The following is a 19,385-nucleotide window of genomic DNA, read 5'->3' as shown; positions in this document are numbered from 1 at the left end:
CCGCTTGCCCGATCGCGAGGAAGATTGCTACTGGCCGGCCTGGATGCGCATGAGCGTATCCTGCAGACGCGCTTCCTCCACCACCGTGGGATAAAGCGGCACCAGCGCATCGATGAAGGATTTGCGATCGACATCTTCTTCGATGTGGACGCCGGCCCTCTCGGCGCGCTGGCGGGCGGCGGCCTCGTAGTCATCGATCAGGCTTCTCATATGGCCCACCGATTCACGGGCTGCCTCGCGTAAAATCTTCTGATCCGCTGCCGACAAGGTCCGCCACGTGCGCTGCGAGAAGACGAGGATCGACGGCGGCTGGGAATGCCGAGTCAAACTGTAGAAGGGCGCGACGGTATGGTGGCCTCCAGCCATGTAGCCCGCCCAGTCGCCATCGGCGGCGTCGATCAGCCCCGTCTGCAGCGCCATCTTCACCTGCGCCATGGGCATCGTGACCGGCACCGCGCCGAGCGCCCGCAGGATGGTGGCCGAGCTGTCGCCTCTCTGAACACGGACCTTCAACCCCTTGAGGTCGGCCGCACTGCGGATGGGTTTGGAGCGGCTGTAGAACGACCGCACGCCCCCGTCATAGAAGCAGAGGCCAATCAGGCCCTGGCGCTCCAGCGCCGCGAGGATTTCTTCGCCGACCGATCCGTCGAGCGTGCGTTGCATGTGCTCCGTCGACTTGAAGAGGAACGGCAGGGTCGGCAGCACCGATCCAGGCACGGACACGTTCAGCGCATTCAAGTTGACCCGGGCCATGTCGAGCGAACCGTTGCGAACCTGCCCGATGATGAAACTGTCGGAATCCTGCTCGTTCTCGCCGCGCCGCACGATGGTCAGCCGGCCCTCCGTGCGTTCACTCACCGCCTCGCCCATGAATTCCACGGCCCGGACCGTCGGATGATCGGAGGGAAAGGCATCCGAAGACCGTAAATCACGGGCGGTGGCCGGCCACACGGCCGACAGAAGGAGCAAGACCGTAAAAACGCGCAGCGACGTCATGGCGGGCGAACTCCTGCGAAAGGACTCCAGCCAGAATGAGCTTCGGTCACCTATCAAACGCGCCGCGTCGCGCGGGAGTTGCGCCACTTTCGAGCCATGCAATCGGCTCTACAGAAAGTCGCAGAATTCCCATATGTGGTAGGCTCTTGCCATGTTGACCCTCTATTTCTCGCCCGGCACCAGCTCCCTGGCCGCCCATATCGCCCTCCACGAGGTCGGCGCCATCTTCGAAACGCGCGCGGTTTCAGTACCGCGCAAGGAAACACGCCTGCCGGAATTCCTCGCCGTCAATCCGGTGGGCAAGGTGCCGGTCCTGCTGGTGGACGGGAGGCCGCTCACCGAAGTGGCCGGCATCCTGTTCTATCTCGCCCGCACCTATCCCGAGGCGAACCTGCTGCCGGCCGGCGACATCGAAGCCGAGGCGCAGGCCATTTCGTGGATGTCCTATGTCGCCTCGACGATCCACCCGGCACTCCGGCAGGGTCTTCCGGAGGCACGCGAACTCTACGCCGTGGCCGACAAGCGCCTGGGCGATCGCAAGTGGATCCTGGGCGACCGTTACTCGATCGCCGACATCCACCTGTTCCGCGTCTACTGGCGCTTCCGCGACCAGCTCGAGCGCCAGCCGGGCGACTTCCCCGCGCTCGAGGCGCACTACGCCGGCATGATGGAACGGCCGGCCGTAAAGAAGACGCTCGAGATCGAAGCGAAGGGTTGAGCCCTCATTGGAGCGCGCCACTCCAGTGGCGCTCATCCTCCGTTACCGACGAAGCTTGAGCGCAACTGGAGTTGCGCGCTCCATTGATCGGCTTCGTCGTTAACCGTTGATCGCCCGCCAGACCTTCTCCGGCGTGGCCGGCATGTCGATGTGCTTGCCGCCCAGCGCGTCGACGATGGCGTTCATGATCGAGGGCAGCGCGCCGGCGCAGCCCGCTTCGCCGCAGCCCTTGACGCCCAAGGTGTTGGTCTTGGCCGGCACGGGGTGGCTCTGGATGGTGAAGCTCGGCGCATCCTGCGCGCGCGGCATGGCGTAGTCGGTGAAGGTGCCGGTCAGGAGCTGGCCCTGCTCGTCGTAGACGGTGCGCTCCATGATCGCCTGGCCGAGACCCTGCACGACGCCGCCATGGGCCTGCCCCTCGACCAGCATCGGATTGATGACCGTGCCGAAGTCGTTGACCATGAAGTAGCGCACCAGCTCGATCGTGCCGGTATCGGGATCGATCTCGACCTCGCAGACATGGCAGCCATTGGGGAACGACGAGGGCGGCGTGTCCGAGACATGCGCGACGTCGAGTGTCTGCGGCACGTCCTCCGGCAGCGCGAGGCCGTCGCGCAGTCTCTGCGCCAGCTCGAGGATGCCGATGCTGCGGTCGGTGCCGGCGATCTTGAAGCGCCCCTTGTCGAATTCCATGTCGGCGACCGACGCTTCGAGCACATGCGCGGCGATCTGCTTGCCCTGGTCGATCACCTTGCGGCTGGCTTCGAGGAACGCCTCGGCACCGACCAGCGCCGAGCGCGACCCGCCGGTGCCGCCGCCGGCCTTGAGCTGGTCGCTGTCGCCCTGCATCAGCTTGAAGCGCTCGAACGGAATGCCCAGCAGTCCCGTCAGCACCTGCGCGAAGGTCGAGGCGTGGCCCTGGCCGTAGTCGAGCGTGCCGCTCAGCATCGTGACGTCGCCGTCGGGCTCGAAGCGAATGCCACCATGCTCCTTGCCGGCCGGCGCCGTCACTTCGAGGTAGCTGCCGACGCCGCGGCCGCGCAGCTTGCCGCGCTTGGCACTCTCGGCCTTGCGCGCCGCGAAGCCGTCCCAGTCGGAGATCTCCAGCGTCTCGTCGAGGATGGCGCGGAATTCACCCGAGTCGTAGAGGTTGTTGGCCGGCGACTTGTACGGCATCGCCTCCGGCGCGATGTGATTGCGCCGCCGCAGCTCGATGCCGTCGATGCCCATCTCGCGCGCCGCCGTGTCGATCAGGCGCTCCATGAAGTAATTGCCTTCGGGCCGCCCCGCGCCGCGATAGGCCGCGATCGGCGTGCAATTGGTGAAGACGATCTTGGAATTCACTTCCATGGCCGGCGTCCTGTAGACATCGATCAGGTTCTTCACCGCGTTGGTCGTGGCCGGCATCGGCGGATAGATGTAGGCGCCGGCATTGCCGTAGCCGGTGAGCCGCACCGCGAGGAACCTGCCGTCCTTGTCGAGCGCCAGCTCGGCGACGCGCTTGTGGTCGCGGCCGTGATGATCCGACAGGAAGCTCTCTGACCGTTCGTCGGTCCACTTCACCGGCCGGCCGAGCTTCTTCGCCGCCAGCATCAGCGGCGCATATTCCGGATAGGGCGGCGCCTTCATGCCGAACGAGCCGCCGACATTGCCGGTCAGCACATGCAGCTTGTCGGGCGTGACCTTGAGCACATCCTTGGCCAGGCCGCCGCGCAGGCCGAACACGCCTTGGCAGCCGACGTTCAGCACCCAGCGGTCCTTCTCGGTGTCGTAGGAGCCGATGGCCGAGCGCGGCTCCATGGCATTGACCACGATGCGCTGCGAATCGATGTTCAGCTTGGTGACGTGCGCGGCTTCGGCGAACGCCTTGGTCACCGCCTCGGCATTGCCGAAATGGAAATCGAGCACGAGGTTGCCGGGTGCTCCTTCGTGGAGCTGCGGCGCGCCTTCGGCCAGCGCCGCCTCGGGATCGGTTACGGCCGGCAGTTCCTCGATGTCGAGCACCACGGCTTCCGCGGCATCCTTGGCCTGCAGTGACGTCTCGGCTACCACCACGGCGACGACTTCGCCGACGAAGCGCACCTTGTCCTTGGCCAGCGACCAGCGCGGCGGCGTTTTCATCGGCGTGCCGTCCCGCTGCGGGATGTTGAGCGGGCACATCAGCGGACCGAAGCCCGCCTCGTCGAGATCGGCGGCCGTCAGGATCATCAGCACACCCGGCATGTCCTTCGCCTCGGACGCGTCGACGCCCTTCAGCACTCCATGCGCGTTGCGGCTGCGCACCATCACCGCATAGGCCTGGCCCGGCAGGTTGATGTCGTCGGTGTAGCGACCCTGGCCGCGCAGCAGCGTCGGATCTTCCTTGCGCGTCACGGGCTGGCCCACGCCGAACTTCACGAAGGCAAGACTGTCGTCGAACGTGTCCATGCGCGGGCTCTCAAATGCAGAACAAGTGTCATCCTGAGCGAAGCGAAGGATCCTTCGCCTGCGGCTCAGGATGACAACAAAGAGGTTGCTACTTCAGCGGCGAGTAGTTGGTCGGCAGCAGCAGGGTGGAGTGCATCTCCTGCAGCTTGGCCGGACCCTTGGCGAGATAGGCCTGCCACGCCGGATCCTTCATGGCCGCGGCGCGGGCCTCGAAGCGCTCCTGCAGGTTCTTATAGCGCCAGAGATGGATCCACTCGTTGGGCTGCGGGAATTCGCCGGTCCAGGCGCCCCAGATCGGCGAGTACTTCTCGCGCGCTTCCTGGACTTCCTTGAAGTCCTTGCCGTACTGCGTGGCTCCGCCCAGGCCGCAGCGGTAGATACGCAGTTCGTAGATGTTGCCGGTGGTGCCGTCGTCCGGCTTGATGTCGACCACGGTGTTCATCAGGCGCAGGTCCTGGCGGACGACGCAGGTCCGCACGATCGGGATGTACTTCTCGGTCCAGTCCTTGTTCTTCTGCAGCTCGGTGCGCAGGCGCGTGCGCTCCTCGTAGCTGTCGTACTTCCACAGGTGCCAGATCTGGTTCAGGGCGCCGAACTCCGACGTCCAGTAGCCGTGGTTGACGCCGTAATTGTTGCCGCGCGCCGGACGGCCGATCGTCTCGGCGGCCTTGAGGTATTCCGGCATCTTGCCGGGCGCGAGCGTGTAGGTGCGAAACTCGTAGACCATGGGATCTCTCTTCCTCTCAGGGATGCGGATTCTTCGGCGGATGCGCCTTCACCGCCTCCTCGTTGATGTCGGCACCCCAGCCGGGCCGGGTGGGCACGATCAGTTCGCCATTCTGGATCACCGGCGGGTGAGTCACCAGATCGTCCTTCCACGGCACGTCGTCGATATCGATTTCCATGATGCGGAAGTTGGGCATGGCGGCACAGAGATGGGCGCTCATCAGCGTCGACATATGACCGTAAAAATTGTGCGGCGCGCAGTTGATCTCGTAGGCCTCGGCCATGGACGCGATCTTCAGCGACTCCGCGAGCCCGTTCCACGGCACGTCGATGATCGACACGTCGATCGAGCGGTTCTCGAAGAAGGGCCGGAACTGTCGGCGGCCGAACAGCGATTCGCAGGAGGCGATGGGCATCGAGGCGCGGTCGCGGATCAGGCGCAGCCCCTCGGGATCGTAGGAATCGATCTCCATCCAGAAGAGATTGTAGGGCTCGCAGGCCCGCGCGACCTTGATGTAGCCCTCGGTCTTGAAGTTGAAGTTGGTGTCGAGAAGGATGCCCATGTCGTGGCCGGCGCCCTGGCGGAAGGCCGCCAGCCCGTCGGAGATCGCGCCCAGCACGGCGCCGTCGGCGTTCAGCTCGGGCCCGCCGGGGCTGCGGCCGAAGCCCGGCTGGTACATGTTGGGCGGATCGAGATCGAAGCGGAAGATGTTGGTCTTCAGCGCCTTGAAGCCGCGCTCCTTCACGTGCGCAGCAAGCTTCACCAGGTCGTCGAGCGAGCGCACCGGCTCGACGCCCATCACCTCGGCGTTGCGGAACCGGTAGCTGCCGCAATGCGACCAGTAGAGCGGCAGGCGATCGCGCACCGGCCCGCCGAACATCTCGCAGACGGGGATGCCCAGCGCCTTGGCCTTCACATCGATCAGGGCGTTCTCGATGGCGGCCATCGCCTGCTGGTTCATGCCGCCCGGCGCCTGGCGCGTGATCGCATAGATCGTCGACATGATGCGCTCGATGGGGCGCGGATCCTGGCCGATCAGGTTCTGCGCCATGCGCCGGATGACGGCGGTGAGGCCGGCGCTGCCATAGCCTTCGTTGTATTCGGACCAGCCGACCAGCCCGTCATCGGTCGTGACCTTGAGAAACGAAAAGTCGCGCCAGCCGGCGTCGCAGTGGAGATCCTCGATCTTGGCAATTTTCATGCTTTTTCCTCCCGAAGAGCCGGGAGCATAGACCAGGCGGCGCCTACAGCGGGAAACAATGCTTGTTGTCGGCGCAGTTTCCCGCCCTGTGCGACACGCGCAGCGGCACTGGAATTTCGCTTCCAGCAAGTGCGCGCTATCTAAATGGACGCGAGAGAATGGCGGATCTCAGGGTAAGATCGCGTACCTTCTGGGATTGGCTTCGGGAGAACGACGGCGGGGTCGGAGCGAAGCAATGAAAAAATATCTCTGTCTTGGATGCGGCTTCTCATACGATGAGGCGCGCGGACTCCCCGAACATGGTATCGCTCCTGGTACGCGCTGGGGCGACATCCCTGACGACTGGGTTTGCCCTGACTGTGGCACACCCAAATCGGGGTTCGAGATGGTCGAGATTCCCTATTGGTCTGAAACGAGGCCTTCATGAGCGTGCGATTCGTCTTGAGGGCGGGCGAACGGGGCTATTCGTACCTTCCTTCAACTGGCCCCAATGCCACTTACGTGGCTGGGCATCCCGACGGCGTAATCACGCGTCATTCCAGCTTCAACTTCCACGAGTATCAAGCGGGTATTCCGGGCTTCGGCGTCATGAAAGTATTCGGCGATGAGACATTCACGCCCGGTGGTACTGGCTACAACATGCATCCTCACCACAATTTCATCATCATGGCCTTCGTGCTCGATGGGTCGCTGACCCACATCAACACGATCGGCAAGGTGGACGAACTAAGGGCTGACGACTACTACGCCTTCTCGGCAGGGTCGGGTGGCAAACACAGCGAACTCAATATCGGAGAGCGAGATCTCAATGTGATTTATGTTTGGATTTTGCCAAGGCAACTTCTCGGACCACCATCATATGAGCGGGGTAGATTCGACCGGGCGGCCGCGGCTGACCGCATCACCTGTCTTGTCGGTGACGCGCCAGGCGCTTTGCCGATCGACCAGACCTTCAAAGTATCTCGCCTACTGAGCGATGCAGGCCGCACGCACAGCTATCAAGTGTCAAAGGGCAATGGCGTCTACGCGTTTTTACTCAACGGCGAAGCAGAAATCTCGGACGTAATGCTTGCTCGGCGCGACAGTATCGCGCTTGAGGGTGATGCCGCCGTCGAAATCAAAGTCTGCAGCAACAGCAGCGATCTGCTTCTTGTCGAGACAGTTCTGTAGCAGCATGGCATCGCGCCATGCATATCCGCGAGACTATCCGTAGTTGTCGCAAACGTTTCGGAATTCTTCCGTCAGTAACCGTATAACGCCCGAGCGCTGACTCTTTGGTTGTCGCACAACGGTTTCAGCACGTCCCCGCGGCTATTTTTGCCAAGCAGAAGCTCATTGACCCAGCTGCGGCAGCTACAACGATGCCAATCGACCAGAGGTAGCCGTACCCTGCCTTCTCGTTAAGTAGAAAAGTGGGAATGACGTTCGGATAGATGTCGCGTAACTTTTCCGCAACCTCGGCTCGTGCCAGCTTGGCGGTCTTGTACAAATCGTGGTCGCGGAAAATCTTCCAGATAACAACCGCAGCTAGCAGTGCTATGCCGACGACGGACGCCCATATCGGCGTGGGGTGATTTGGGTTGAGTGCGGCCGCGCCCCAGGTGGTCCCGCCAAATCCGGCGACAGTCGCTGCTGAATAAACAAACTGAGCTTCGCCTCGAAAACGTAGTTCGTTGCTCAGGTCTTCGACAAGCGCTGTTAGAACTGCGCCTTTCGCCTCGCTGGTCATATCTCCCTCCTCCGCGATCACGACCTCCGCTTGTGACGAACGGAGCGTAGCCTGAAATTCTTACACAGGCGGTTAGAGCGGATTTGGAAACTCGTTGTCCCTACAAAGAACTACCGCATGCTTTTTCTCCTGAAGGACCGGGAGCGCGGACTGCACAGGGGCGGGCCACGCCTCCCATTTGTCACGACGATTCACCGGCCGGCGGCGATTTGCCGATTGAGAATCGAGTGCGAGGAGTGCACGGCCTTGGCATGCGCTCCAACAAGCCGGTGAACATGGACATCGATCAGCTTCGGGGATGGGCCTCGATCATGGACAAGGCCATGATCGCGAGCCTGGTCGCCACCATCCTGGCCGTGGCGGCGCTGGGCACGACGACGTTCCTGTCGTTCCGCTACAGCGGCGCCATTCGCGCTCATGAGCAGGCGGCGCTCGATCAGTACAAGGGGCTGGAAAGCCAGGCTGCGCAGCGCGAGCAAGAAGCCTCGGCGGCGCGCGAGCAAGCCGCTGCGCTCGAGCGGGCCATCGCCACCGAGCGGGATCGCACGGCAAAGCTCGAGCGGGAGGTGTCCCTCGCGCGGGACCAGGCGACGGCGCTGGCGCAGGAAGCGGAGAAAGCACGCGAGCGGGCCATGGCGCTGGAGCAGGCCGCCCGCGAAGCGACCGAGCGCGCGACCCAGGCGCCACGTGCGAGCGCGGCCCCTGCCGAGACGGCGCGGGCGCCACTGTTCGATGCGGCTGAAATCCGCCGGCGCCTCGCCGACTTGGGCAAGCTGGTCAAGGATGCAACCACGCGCGCGCCGGAGCCGGTAAAGGAGCCGCCGGTAAAGGAGCCGCCGGTAAAGGAGCCGGTGGCGGAAAAGTCGCCGGAAGCGACCCCGCCGATTGCCGCGCAGCCGGCCGTACCGCTGTCGCCGTTCGCGACGAGCCTGCAAAGATTTTCCGGGACCCAGGCCGCGATCTTCGTGCTGGGCCAGATCACGGACGCGCCCGCCATCGGCGCGACGCTCTCCGCCGACCTCGGCCAGGCCGGCTGGCTGCCGCAAACATGGACCTGGGGCGGCGTGGCCGGCATTTTCGGCGTCGTCGTGCTCGTCCGGGATGGCAGCGAGCCCTCCGTGCACGAGGCCGCGGCCGCCCTGGTCGCGGCCCTGGGCACCGCCGGCTTCAACGCGAGCAAGGGCGACTGGCCGGCCAACTGGGGCCGCTTCCGCGGCACGCTCAACGGCCCGCAGACGCCCAGCCCGACCGACGCGGCCATCCGCATCGTCGTTGGAGAAAAGGCGCGCAAGGCGCCCTGATCCCGAACGCGCCCGACGCCGCTTTCAGAGGGGCGTCACGCTGAGGTCGACCCAGAGGCCGCGATAGGCGTCGCTGGCGCCGATGAAGTCGCCCGACACCGGCGTCACCTGCCAGATCTCGCGCGCCACCGCGACCGGGATGAGGTCGCGCCCGCCGACGCTGCGATTGGTCGGATCGAAGGTGATCCAGCCGGCGCCCGGCACATAGACCTCCGCCCAGGCATGCGTTGAGTCGGCTTCGTGGTTTCCGGTCGCGCGATCGGGCCTGAAGAGATACCCGGAGCAGAGCCGCGCGCCGAAGCGCAGGCAGCGCGCCGCCTCGACGAACAGCACCGCGAGGTCGCGGCACGAGCCCAGCCCGCGCGCCAGGGTCTCGAGCGGCGCCTGCGTCCCTTCGCTCTCGCGACTCTGGTAACGGACCTGCTGGGCGACGCCGGAACTGAGATCCTTCAACAGAGACAGCGTGTCGGTCGGGTCGCTGCGGACGAACCCCTTCGCCCAGGCCAGCAGTTTGCGATCGGGATCGAGATATTGCGGCACCACCAGCGCCCCGAGGTCGAGCCAATCGGCATCGGTATAGGCGAAGGGATAGCGCGTCGCGACGGCGGCGATATCGAACACCGGCCAGGGATCGACGCCCAGCGTGAGCACCGCCTCGCTGTCGACCACCAGCCGGTCGGTGAGCCCCGTGAATCCCGCCGTTGCCACGGCATTGCCGAACACGTCGTGCGCCCAGGTGACGCTGGCCGCCGGCGTCACCGTGACCTCGTGCGACACCAGTCGCAGCTCGCGGCTCTCGCGCGGACGTAGCATCAGCCGGTGCGGCCCCAGGCGGACGGGCGCATGGTAGAGGTAGGTCGTGCGGTGGCGGATCCTGAGCGTGAGCAAGGCGACCTTCGTTACGCGACCGGCGCCGCAATCGTTCGTAGTCCTACACTCGAAGAGTCGCTCAGCCCGTGCAATACGCATCCGCGCTGCCCATCGGAGTCTTGCAGGTCATCCGGGTGGAGGACCAGGCGGCGGCTCACGAAGGGGCGGCATTGGGGGCGGGGGCTTTGGCCTCGAGCCGGGCGGCGGTTCGCGCGGCGCCTCGTTTGGTGGCCTGGGGATACGTGCCATGACAAGTCCCTTCGCTGTTCCCGGCCAGACGCCAGTGGGCTGCGATCACTGTGGCACGTTCGACCTGACCGGCACCACCGTCCAGTCTCGCCCGCAGGAGAATTCAGGAACGACGCGGAAAGTGGTCCTTCGACTGTGTACCCGCGCGATAGTTGGCAAGAGCGGCAAGTGCAGATTTCCAAAGCGCGTGCGCAGCCTCCACGACCTTTGTGTCGTGAAAGCTCTCGAGGCGCAGATACCGGCCATGGGCCTCGCGCTCGGCTTTTTGGAGACGCTCGAGTTCGCGATCGACACCGGTCATGGCTCATCAAGGCGCGCCGAGGGTCGACGTTGCCTGTGAATTGAAACATCATTCTTCGTGTTGCCTTTTCGACGCACGCACACCATGGCGATGCCCGATACGTGGCCTTCGTCAGCCGACGGGGAAAGTGACCTTGAAACACGAGCCGCGTCCAACCGGATTGGCATGCGCCCAGAGCTGGCCCTGCAGCTGCGCCACCAGCGCGTTCACCACCTTCATACCGAGCCCCAGACCGGACGGCGCGGTGGCGTCGAAGCCCTTGGGCAGGCCCGGGCCCTCGTCGAGGACGCAGAGCTCGTACTCGCCGTCTCCCAGCCGGTGGAAGGTGATCGTGATCGGATCGCCGGCATGCTTGCGCGCATTGGTGGCGAGCTCGTTGACGATCAGGCCGATCGGCAGCACCTGCGCCTTCGGCACGTCGACCTCGTCGGCGCCCTCGAGGCGGATCTCGCTGCCGACACTGCGCGACAGCTCCTCGCAGAGCCGGCGGAGATGGGCCACAATCGGCACGCGGCCGGCGGTTTCCTGGGTCGAGAAGGTCCGGTGCACGCGCGCCACCGCCAGCACGCGGTTGGACGCGGCGCGAAGCTGCTGCGTGACCTCGGGCGAGTCCGAGGCGCGGCTCTGCAGCTGCAGCAGGCTGGCCACGAACTGCAGGCTGTTCATCGCGCGGTGGTCGACCTCGCTGGTGGTGATCTCGGCCTGGGCGAGCACGCGGCGCGCCATAAGCCGCATCGCCAGCAGATCGGTGGCGATGCCGGCCAACGCCCGCAGCCGGCGGATCTGCTGCTCCTCGATGCGGCGCGGCCGGCGATCGAGCACGCACAGCATGCCGATCTCGTATCCCTCGGCACTGTGCAGGGGCACGACGGTATGGAAGCCGTACTTGAAGTCGCTGCGGATCCAGTGTCCGAGCGCTGGCTGGGACGGGTCCGGATCGCGCGGGGCATGCGTTACCGCCAGCCCATGGTGTGATTTAAAGAAGACGTTGGAATGGCCGGTGAAGCCCAGAAGGGCGATCGGCGCATCGAAAAGATCGGCCGCCATCGCGGTGATCCGGTCGAAGGCGGGTTCCGCCACCGTGTCGAGGATACCATAGGCCTCGACCGCGGCGAGGCGGGCGGCTTCGATCTCCGGGCGGAGCACAGGGATCGTAGACTGATCGTGCGACGTTGAGCCTGGTGTGGGTGGGACGAGATGCAGCATGAAATGCGCCCCCCGGCGAGCATCGCGGGAAAAGCCCCCTGCCGCGATACACCGGCACCCTATGCTGCGCTGCGGCGGGAGTCTGTCCAATACGGGACAGTGGGCCAAAAACCGCACCCGCGCATCCTGGCCGCTACTCCTGCAACAGCACGCTGAGCAGCGAGCTGTGCACCTGCAGATGGCCATTATACTCGATGAAGCCCAGCTTCCTGAACTTGTTCATGAAATGGCTGACCCGCGGGCGCGTCGTGCCGATGATCTCGGCCAGCGTCTCCTGGCTGATCTTCGTGGTGATCGGCTGCGGCCCGCCTTCCTTGCCGAAATTCGCCAGCAGCAGCAGCGTCCGCGCCAGCCGCTTCTCGCTCGAATTGAAGAGCTGGTCGACCAGGTCTTCCTCGACCCGGCTGTTGCGCGTCAGCAAATGCTTCATGAACAGCTCGCCGAAAGCGGGTTCATCGTGGAGCACGCGGATCATCTCGGTTTTGTCGACCCGCATGACCTCGCACTCGACCAGCGCCTTGGCCGTCGCGAGTCTCAGCGGCTGGCCGATCAGGCAGCCCTCGCCGAAGAACTCGCCGGAGCCCATGATCCCGACCACCGCCTCCTTGCCCTGCTTGGAGGTGACGACCATCTTCACCCGGCCCCGCATCACGTAGAACACGGCGTCCGCCGGCATCGATTGACGGAAGATCACGGCGTTCTTGCCATGCTCCGTTACCGTGCGGCCGCGGCTCACCGTGGCCAGGAAGGCCCTTGGATCGAAGCGGGCTGGGACTTTCTTGGCCATGGAGTCTCCTTCGGCGGTGACCCCCGAGGGAGGAATGTACGCTTCCGGACAAATCCTGTCCGATATATCGCTGGTTATTGCAGGGCAGCATCCCCATCTTGGAGAGACGCGCCGCTTCGCGGCCCGACCAGGTCTGGACTTTCAGACCGACCAATTCAGAACATCGATCGGGGACGAAACGCCATGGCCGCTAAGGAAGTCCGCTTCGGCGGCGACGCGCGTGCGCGCATGATGCGCGGGGTCGACATGCTGGCCGATTCCGTGAAGGTGACGCTGGGACCCAAGGGCCGCAACGTCGTGCTGGCCAAATCCTACGGCGCGCCGCGCATCACCAAGGACGGCGTCACCGTCGCCAAGGAGATCGACCTCTCCGACCGCTTCGAGAACATGGGAGCGCAGCTCGTCCGCGAGGTCGCGACCCGTACCTCCGACACCGCCGGCGACGGCACCACCACCGCCACCGTGCTCGCCCAGGCGATCGCCCGCGAAGGCCTGAAGTCGGTCGCCGCCGGCATGAACCCGATGGACCTCAAGCGCGGCATCGACCTCGCGACCGAATGGGTGATCGAGGAGCTGAAGCGCCGCGCCCGCAAGGTCTCGACCAGCGAGGAGATCGCCCAGGTCGGCACCGTCTCGGCCAACGGCGACAAGAGCATCGGCAAGATGATCGCCGAGGCCATGAAGAAGGTCGGCAACGAGGGCGTCATCACCATCGAGGAGGCGACCACGCTCGACTCCGAGCTGGAAGTCGTCGAGGGCATGCAGTTCGACCGCGGCTTCCTCTCGCCCTATTTCGTGACCAACGCCGCGAAGATGAGCTGCGAACTCGAGAACCCCTACATCCTGATCCACGACAAGAAGCTCTCCGGCCTCTCGACCGTGCTGCCGCTGCTCGAGCTGGTCGCCCAGTCGGGCAAGCCGCTGCTCATCATCGCCGAGGATCTCGACGCCGAGGTGCTGGCCACACTGGTGGTCAACAAGCTGCGCGGCGGGCTCAAGGTCGCGGCCGTCAAGGCGCCGGGCTTCGGCGATCGCCGCAAGGACATGCTGGGCGACATCGCGATCCTCACGGCGGCGCAGGAGATCAGCGAAGACCTCGGCACCAAGCTGGAGGCCGTGACTCTCGAGATGCTGGGCACCGCCAAGCGCGTCCACATCGACAAGGACAACACCACCATCATCGACGGTGCGGGCAAGAAGAAGGACATCGAGGCGCGCGTGAAGCAGATCCGTGCCCAGGTCGACAAGGTCGAATCCGACTACGACCGCGAGAAGCTGCAGGAGCGGCTGGCCAAGCTCGCGGGCGGCGTCGCCATCATCAAGGTGGGCGGCGGCTCGGAATTCGCGGTCAAGGAGAAGAAGGATCGCGTCGAGGATGCCATGCACGCCACCAAGGCGGCGGTCGAGGAGGGCGTGGTCGCCGGCGGCGGTGCCGCGTTGCTCTATGCGACTCGCGTGCTGAAGGAGTGCCGCGGCGCCAATCCCGACCAGCAGGTCGGCGTCGACATCGTGCGTCGCGCGCTGCAGGCGCCGGTGCGCCAGATCGCCCAGAATGCCGGCCATGACGGCGCGGTGGTGGCCGGCCACATGCTCGAGCAGAAGGACGCCAATTTCGGCTTCGACGCCCAGAAGGGCGAATACGGCGACATGATCAAGGCCGGCATCATCGATCCGGTGAAGATCGTGCGCACCGCGTTGCTGGGTGCGGCCTCCGTGGCGGGCCTTCTCGTGACCACCGAAGCCATGGTGGCCGAGATTCCCGACGATGCTGGCGGCGGCATGCCCGGCGGAATGGGGGGCATGGGCGGTGGCGGCATGGGAGGCATGGGCTTCTAGCCCGGCCCGGCGGTCGCGATGGCAAGCAACTCTCGCCCCGGAGGTCCGATGACCCTGCGTCCGGAATATTCCCTCGGCCACTCGGCCTACAACGACTTCCTGTTCGGCTCGCTGGGCCAGGACGCGGCGGGCACGGAGGTCACCGTGCTCTCCGCCCTGTCACGGCTCGGCATCGACCCCTGGCAGGAGGCGGCCCGTCTCGCTTCGCTGCCGCGCGAGGCGGCTGCCGAGGCGCTGGCCGCCGCCATCCTGCGGCTGCCCGACCGGACAGGGTCGGCCGTCGAAGCGGTGACGACGGCCGCGCGCCTTGTCTCGCTCCTGCCAAAGGGCGCCGTCGCCGCGATCCCGCAGACCGAAGAGGCCCGCGTCGCCTCGCTGGAAGCCGCAATCAAGTCCGGGCGGGCGGGCCGGAAGGCGAAGAAGGACGCGACCGTGACCGCAACGCCAACTGCCATCCGGAAACCGAAAGCGGGTCTCACAACCTGGTTGATGTGGGGAGCGCTCGCCCTGGCGTTCTATTTCCTGATCGTGCAGCTCACACCCGACCGCGACCTCGAATCCTCCGAGCGAGAGACGGTGCTGCAGCGTTCGTGAAGGACGTCTCAGGCCGACAGGCGATGCTCAAGGAAGAAGCGCACGAACTCGGCGCTGGCGTCGGGACCCCTCGAGTCGGTGAAGGATCCCTTTGCGCTTCCCCCGGACCAGGCGTGGCCGATCCCCTGCAGGACCCATTGCTCGCCGATGGAGCGATCCTTCCCGTCGTATCGGGTGGTGCGGGTGAAGGCGATGCCGGTTGGCGTTGTTCCGCGTGAGACCTGCGTCCGTCCGCCCGGTCCACCCGAGGCCTGCTCGCTGACCTGATCACCATTGACCGGACTGACCGTCGTGTCGCGATCGCCATGGAACACGATGGTCGGAACGACCCGTTCATTGCGGACGAGACGATGCGCTGCGGGAGCGCCCTGGCGCATGGCCGAGAAAGCGCTGGGAATGTCGCGCGCCGCGCCGCATGCCAGGCCCGAATGGATGCCGACGGCGGCATAGAGGTCGGGATAGGTGGCGCCCATGATCGCCGCCGCGGCGCCGCCGGCGGACATGCCCGCCACGTAGATGCGCTCCCGATCGACGGCGTAGTCGCGCACGATCTGCCGGGTAAGCTCCGCGATCAGAAGCGGCTCGCCATAGTCCCGGCCCTGGTCGCCCTCATTGAACCAGTTCCAGCACTTGTTGGGATTCGCGGAGTTGGGCTGCTCCGGGTACGCCACGAGGAACGTCTGCGCCTCGGCAAGCTCGTTCATGCGGGTGCCCGCCGCGAAGTCGTCCGGGGACTGCGTGCAGCCGTGCAGCATGACGATCAACGGCACGGGCTGCCCGTGATGACCGGCGGGGACGTAGAGCTTGAAGCGGCGGCTGCCGGCCGCGTTCTGCACGGTGTGATACTCGAAGGACGACGTGCCGGTGATCTTTGCTTTGCGCGCGTCGCTCCTGGCGGCAACGCCTTCGCTCCAGGCGCCCGCAGGATCGGACGGCGGGACGAGGTCGATGAAGGAAGCGCGTGCCGCGCTCCCGGATTGGCGTTCTCCTTCACCCTTGACGTCTCCGCGGGGTGGCGCCTCGGAAGAACCTCCCCTCAGGACGGTCATCGCTTCGGTGAGCTTGCCTTCACGAGTCAGTCGCAGCGCCTCGAACATATCGGCACGATGTAACAACATAGGGGGTACTCTCTGTACGCTTGTAAAAGGGACTCTTTGAAGAACGTCGTGTCGCTAGCTCATCCGGTCTCTCAAGGCTTCCTTCACCTCGTCGCTTGCATGGAGGGCACCCAGGATCTGGAGCGAGGCAATGGTTGCCCTCGCCAGCTCGCCCGATACGTCGGGAGCGATGACGGCCAGTCCCAGCACCTGGATGTCGAGTCGTTCGCCGGCATCGCGCACGGTCTCCAGCTCCTGCCGGCTGTAGGTGCGCAATCCCAGTTCCAGCTTTCGCCGGCTGACGAGTTGCTTCACCGCATCGCCATGACGGTCGAGCTGGCCCCGAATGGCGGTCCGGATGAAATCCGTCCGGTTGGAGTAGAAGCCTTCCCGTACCAGCAGATCGATGTGACCCAGGTCCACCAGACCGAGGTTCAGGGTGATCTTCTCGGTTTCGGGAGGCCTGGCCTTTGCATCGCTCATTTTACCATCCGTACACCATCCATACGGATGGTATATGGATGTCCCCGATGCGCCTGACAAGGGGTATAAAGGGCTGGCCCGGATGGCTGGTCGTCCCCATGTGGAGGCAAGCGCACGACTGCGGTTGCGCTCCAAACCCATCAGGAGCCACATGACCGTACGTCCCGACTATTCCCTGAGCCGTGCCCGCTACACGCCCTTCCTCTTCACTGTCGTCGGCACCGAAAGGCGTGACGCCCTAAACAGCGGGGAGGACATCACCGTCCTCACGGCGCTGTCGCGCATCGGTGTCGATCCCTGGCAGGAGGCGGCGCGCCTGGCGATCCTGCCGCGCGTCGAGGCGGCAGAGTCCCTGGCCGCGACCTTCCTCAACCTGCCGGACACGCGCTGGACCCTCGGCGACGCCGCAGGCACCGCGCAACGCATCGTCGACACGCTGCCACAGCTGAGCCGCCGCGCACCGGCCACCGTGGGTTCCTGGATTTTCCTGACGTGGCGGTTCTGGGCAGCCGTGGGTCTCGTGCTTGCCCTCGTCGCACTGAACTACATCGGAACGGGCACCTGACGAGCGACGAGAGCGACGAGATCGTCGACGGTGACCAGCCTGTCGGCTTCGGTGTCCGAGATCTCGACACCGAACACATCCTCGACCGCCATCACCAGTTCGACGAAATCGAGGCTGGTCGCGCCGAGGTCGGCCACGAAGGCGGCGTCGCCGCACGCCCTATCGGGCGAGATACCGAGGATGGCTCCCACGATTTCGCGTACCTGAGCCGGGAGGGTGTCGAGCCCAGGCGGAAGGACGGAAGAGGGCTGCGTGCCGGAAATCATCATGGCGAACCTCATGTTGGTTCATCTCGTGGGATAGTCAGGCGATCACACGAGAGCTGTTACATGGCTTCCAACGGAAGCCGCTCATGCCGGCTGCGGCGGCGGCGAGAAAAAGCCGCCAGCGACGCCCCGCCCCACTGTCATGGAGCGACCGCCGGTGTCCGCAACAGAGCGTACGAGACGATCAGGACTGCGAGCATGACCGGCAACAGGAAAGGCGGATCGTACCAGTGATTCATATGCGCTCCTCCGGTGAGGGCGGGAGCACATGCATCTCTCAGCCATCGCAAGCCAAAGGGTACGTGGGCGACGGTAACCCTGTTTACACTCAGCCTCGATCACTGTCGATGAAACGTCGTCCGTTTGGGATGCCCATGAAAGATGTAACTGCGTCCCCGCAAAATGCTAAATTGCCCGGCCATTCGGAGCATCCATCACAGGAGTTATGATGCCCCTCCTCGGCAAGGGAATGCTGCTTACGCTGACCGACGTGTCGGCGCGGGACGAACGCGACTACAATGAATGGTACAATCGCGAGCATATCGACGATCGCGTAAACCTGCCGGGGTTCCATCGCGGCCGCCGCTATGCCGCCGTGCAGGGCAAGCCCAAGTATCTCGCGGTCTACGAGTGCGACACGGTCGCCATCCTCGGCACGCAGAACTATCTGCGCACGCTGGACCACCAGACGCCGTGGAGCCAGCGGGTGATGGCGCGCTTCACGCACTTCCACCGGCTGACCTTGCGCATCCATATCGACCAGACGCATGGCGTCGGCGCGGCGCTGGCGACGGTGCGTTTCGTGCCGGACCCGCACCGGCGCAAGGCGCTGGTCGAATGGCTCTCGACGCAGGCCCTGCCGAAGCTGATCGCGCGTCCCGGCGTGATGGGCGCCGCGGTCGGCGAGAACGACCTCGAAGTGGTCCATGCGCCGCTGCAGGACAAGAGCATGGATCATCCCCGGGCCGACGAGTCCGAATGGGTCGCGCTGATCGAGGGTTCGGAGTTCGCCGCCGTCAGCGCCGCGGCGCGTTCCCTCTTCACGCCGGCGCGCCTCAGGACCTTCGGCGTCGAGGCGGCGCCCACGATCGGCACCTACCGCTTCCTGTTCGGCAACCAGCGATGACGTTTCTTTGACCCATCGTTGATCGCTCAATCGACTAGGGTCGGGACGTGTCCAACCAACGCATCATCTTCTGGCTGAGGCTCGCCACCCTGGTCGCCCTCTGCCTGCCCGCCGTCGATCTTGCCTGGCGCTGGTACAGCGGCGATCTCGAGCCGCGCGCCGTCACGCTCGCGACGCACGTCACCGGCGACTGGGCGGTCGTGTTCCTGCTGGTCTCGCTGGCGCTGACGCCGGCCCGCGCGGTCTTCGACTGGTCGCCGCTCATCCACATCAGGCGTCGCGTCGGCGTTGCGGCCGCGCTCTATGCCGTCGCCCACCTGCTGATCTACGTGCTCGACCAGAAGTGGGACCTCGCCGTCGTCGCCTCCGAGATCGTGAAGCGTTTCTATCTCACCATCGGCTTCGTGGCCCTCCTGGCCTTCGTGGCGCTCGCCATCACCTCGACCAACGGCTGGCAGAAACGGCTGAAGCGCAACTGGAAGCGACTGCACTGGCTGGTCTACCCCGCGGTCGCGGTGGCGCTGGTGCATTTCTTCATCCAGTCCAAGGTCAAGATCGGCGAAGCTGCCTTCGCCGCCGGGCTTTTCGCGTGGCTGATGCTGTGGCGCGTCCTGCCGGTGCGGCTGCGCACCAGCTTCGCCGGCCTGTTTCTGCTCAGCCTCGGCGCCACGCTACTCACTGTGGTCCTGGAGGCTTCGTGGTACGGGCTGGTGAACAAGATCGACCCGATGCGCGTGCTGGCCGCCAATCTCGATCCCGAGCTGGTGCCGCGGCCGGCGCAGAAGGTGCTGGCGGTTTCGCTGCTGGCGATCGTGCTGGTCGCCTTGCGGCGCGGGCTCGCCGCGGCGAGCCGGCTCTGGACGCAGCGCTATATCCGGCGGACTATACCGACTTCCTGAATCGGAA

The 19,385-nt window shown here is 65.2% G+C and carries 21 protein-coding genes; 9 read left to right on the top strand and 12 right to left on the bottom strand.

Features of this window, described 5'->3' with window-relative positions; genetic code table 11:
* Positions 1-27: 27 nt before the first annotated feature.
* On the bottom strand, positions 28-996 hold the full coding sequence (gene dctP / locus AC1ROX_RS04280; protein WP_493122753.1) for a TRAP transporter substrate-binding protein DctP: 969 nt from the start codon (positions 994-996) through the stop codon (positions 28-30).
* A gap of 151 nt (positions 997-1,147) precedes the next feature.
* On the opposite strand from dctP, the gene AC1ROX_RS04275 reads away from it, so the two are divergent.
* Positions 1,148-1,714 carry a glutathione S-transferase family protein gene (locus AC1ROX_RS04275; protein WP_493122751.1) on the top strand — a complete coding sequence of 189 codons (567 nt, stop codon included), beginning with the start codon at positions 1,148-1,150 and terminating at the stop codon, positions 1,712-1,714.
* A 99-nt stretch (positions 1,715-1,813) separates the two neighbouring features.
* On the opposite strand, the gene AC1ROX_RS04270 is transcribed toward AC1ROX_RS04275, so the two are convergent.
* The 3 genes from AC1ROX_RS04270 to AC1ROX_RS04260 all read right to left on the bottom strand — a co-directional run bounded on the left by AC1ROX_RS04270 (position 1,814) and on the right by AC1ROX_RS04260 (position 6,069).
* Complete coding sequence (locus AC1ROX_RS04270) at positions 1,814-4,141, bottom strand: xanthine dehydrogenase family protein molybdopterin-binding subunit (RefSeq protein WP_493122749.1); 2,328 nt, start codon at positions 4,139-4,141, stop codon at positions 1,814-1,816.
* Between the two features lie 88 nt (positions 4,142-4,229).
* Positions 4,230-4,868 (bottom strand): NIPSNAP family protein, encoded by a 639-nt coding sequence (locus AC1ROX_RS04265; protein WP_493122747.1) that lies wholly within the window; start codon positions 4,866-4,868, stop codon positions 4,230-4,232.
* Between the two features lie 16 nt (positions 4,869-4,884).
* Positions 4,885-6,069 carry a mandelate racemase/muconate lactonizing enzyme family protein gene (locus AC1ROX_RS04260; RefSeq protein WP_493122746.1) on the bottom strand — a complete coding sequence of 395 codons (1,185 nt, stop codon included), beginning with the start codon at positions 6,067-6,069 and terminating at the stop codon, positions 4,885-4,887.
* Between the two features lie 58 nt (positions 6,070-6,127).
* Between AC1ROX_RS04260 and AC1ROX_RS04255 the strand changes: the two genes are divergently transcribed.
* Together AC1ROX_RS04255 and AC1ROX_RS04250 are read left to right on the top strand one after the other, a co-directional pair.
* Positions 6,128-6,496, top strand: coding sequence for a rubredoxin (locus tag AC1ROX_RS04255; RefSeq protein ID WP_493122744.1), 369 nt, complete (start codon positions 6,128-6,130; stop codon positions 6,494-6,496).
* Positions 6,493-7,239 (top strand): pirin family protein, encoded by a 747-nt coding sequence (locus tag AC1ROX_RS04250; protein ID WP_493122742.1) that lies wholly within the window; start codon positions 6,493-6,495, stop codon positions 7,237-7,239. The genes AC1ROX_RS04255 and AC1ROX_RS04250 overlap by 4 nt, the downstream gene beginning before the upstream one ends.
* Positions 7,240-7,363: 124 nt before the next feature.
* On the opposite strand, the gene AC1ROX_RS04245 is transcribed toward AC1ROX_RS04250, so the two are convergent.
* Positions 7,364-7,798, bottom strand: coding sequence for a hypothetical protein (locus tag AC1ROX_RS04245; RefSeq protein ID WP_493122740.1), 435 nt, complete (start codon positions 7,796-7,798; stop codon positions 7,364-7,366).
* 251 nt (positions 7,799-8,049) lie between these two features.
* Here AC1ROX_RS04245 and AC1ROX_RS04240 point away from each other — a divergent pair, with 251 nt between their 5' ends.
* The gene (locus AC1ROX_RS04240; protein ID WP_493122738.1) at positions 8,050-9,099 is read left to right on the top strand and encodes a hypothetical protein; all 1,050 of its coding nucleotides are present in this window, start codon (positions 8,050-8,052) and stop codon (positions 9,097-9,099) included.
* A gap of 24 nt (positions 9,100-9,123) precedes the next feature.
* Here AC1ROX_RS04240 and AC1ROX_RS04235 read toward each other — a convergent pair whose 3' ends face one another.
* From AC1ROX_RS04235 to AC1ROX_RS04220, 4 genes are all read right to left on the bottom strand, one after another.
* Positions 9,124-9,987 (bottom strand): transglutaminase family protein, encoded by an 864-nt coding sequence (locus tag AC1ROX_RS04235; RefSeq protein WP_493122736.1) that lies wholly within the window; start codon positions 9,985-9,987, stop codon positions 9,124-9,126.
* Between the two features lie 334 nt (positions 9,988-10,321).
* A complete protein-coding gene (locus tag AC1ROX_RS04230) occupies positions 10,322-10,519 on the bottom strand; it encodes a hypothetical protein (RefSeq protein ID WP_493122734.1) in 198 nt (65 codons plus the stop codon).
* A 111-nt stretch (positions 10,520-10,630) separates the two neighbouring features.
* A complete protein-coding gene (locus AC1ROX_RS04225) occupies positions 10,631-11,665 on the bottom strand; it encodes a sensor histidine kinase (RefSeq protein WP_493122732.1) in 1,035 nt (344 codons plus the stop codon).
* A gap of 193 nt (positions 11,666-11,858) precedes the next feature.
* Positions 11,859-12,512, bottom strand: a complete 654-nt coding sequence (locus AC1ROX_RS04220; protein WP_493122730.1) for a Crp/Fnr family transcriptional regulator — start codon at positions 12,510-12,512, stop codon at positions 11,859-11,861.
* Between the two features lie 183 nt (positions 12,513-12,695).
* Here AC1ROX_RS04220 and groL point away from each other — a divergent pair, with 183 nt between their 5' ends.
* Together groL and AC1ROX_RS04210 are read left to right on the top strand one after the other, a co-directional pair.
* Complete coding sequence (gene groL, locus AC1ROX_RS04215; RefSeq protein WP_493122728.1) at positions 12,696-14,348, top strand: chaperonin GroEL; 1,653 nt, start codon at positions 12,696-12,698, stop codon at positions 14,346-14,348.
* Positions 14,349-14,396: 48 nt separating this feature from the next.
* Positions 14,397-14,942, top strand: a complete 546-nt coding sequence (locus AC1ROX_RS04210) for a hypothetical protein (protein ID WP_493122726.1) — start codon at positions 14,397-14,399, stop codon at positions 14,940-14,942.
* 8 nt (positions 14,943-14,950) lie between these two features.
* On the opposite strand, the gene AC1ROX_RS04205 is transcribed toward AC1ROX_RS04210, so the two are convergent.
* On the bottom strand, positions 14,951-16,039 hold the full coding sequence (locus AC1ROX_RS04205; protein WP_493122724.1) for an extracellular catalytic domain type 1 short-chain-length polyhydroxyalkanoate depolymerase: 1,089 nt from the start codon (positions 16,037-16,039) through the stop codon (positions 14,951-14,953).
* 75 nt (positions 16,040-16,114) lie between these two features.
* Entirely contained in the window at positions 16,115-16,522 is a 408-nt protein-coding gene (locus tag AC1ROX_RS04200; RefSeq protein WP_493122722.1) for a CopG family transcriptional regulator, read from the bottom strand.
* Positions 16,523-16,673: 151 nt separating this feature from the next.
* On the opposite strand from AC1ROX_RS04200, the gene AC1ROX_RS04195 reads away from it, so the two are divergent.
* Complete coding sequence (locus AC1ROX_RS04195) at positions 16,674-17,087, top strand: hypothetical protein (RefSeq protein WP_493122720.1); 414 nt, start codon at positions 16,674-16,676, stop codon at positions 17,085-17,087.
* Here the strand turns inward: AC1ROX_RS04195 and acpP are convergent.
* Positions 17,066-17,356, bottom strand: coding sequence for an acyl carrier protein (gene acpP / locus AC1ROX_RS04190; protein WP_493122718.1), 291 nt, complete (start codon positions 17,354-17,356; stop codon positions 17,066-17,068). The two genes, AC1ROX_RS04195 and acpP, sit on opposite strands and share 22 nt — an antisense overlap.
* Positions 17,357-17,798: 442 nt before the next feature.
* On the opposite strand from acpP, the gene AC1ROX_RS04185 reads away from it, so the two are divergent.
* A complete protein-coding gene (locus AC1ROX_RS04185; protein ID WP_493122716.1) occupies positions 17,799-18,479 on the top strand; it encodes a hypothetical protein in 681 nt (226 codons plus the stop codon).
* Between the two features lie 47 nt (positions 18,480-18,526).
* Complete coding sequence (locus tag AC1ROX_RS04180) at positions 18,527-19,378, top strand: protein-methionine-sulfoxide reductase heme-binding subunit MsrQ (protein ID WP_493122714.1); 852 nt, start codon at positions 18,527-18,529, stop codon at positions 19,376-19,378.
* Positions 19,379-19,385 lie beyond the last annotated feature (7 nt).

The organism is Reyranella sp. GW821-FHT14A01, from assembly GCF_058803965.1.
Note: the sequence above shows the minus strand (reverse complement) of the source record. Positions and strands in the feature narration are given on the sequence as shown.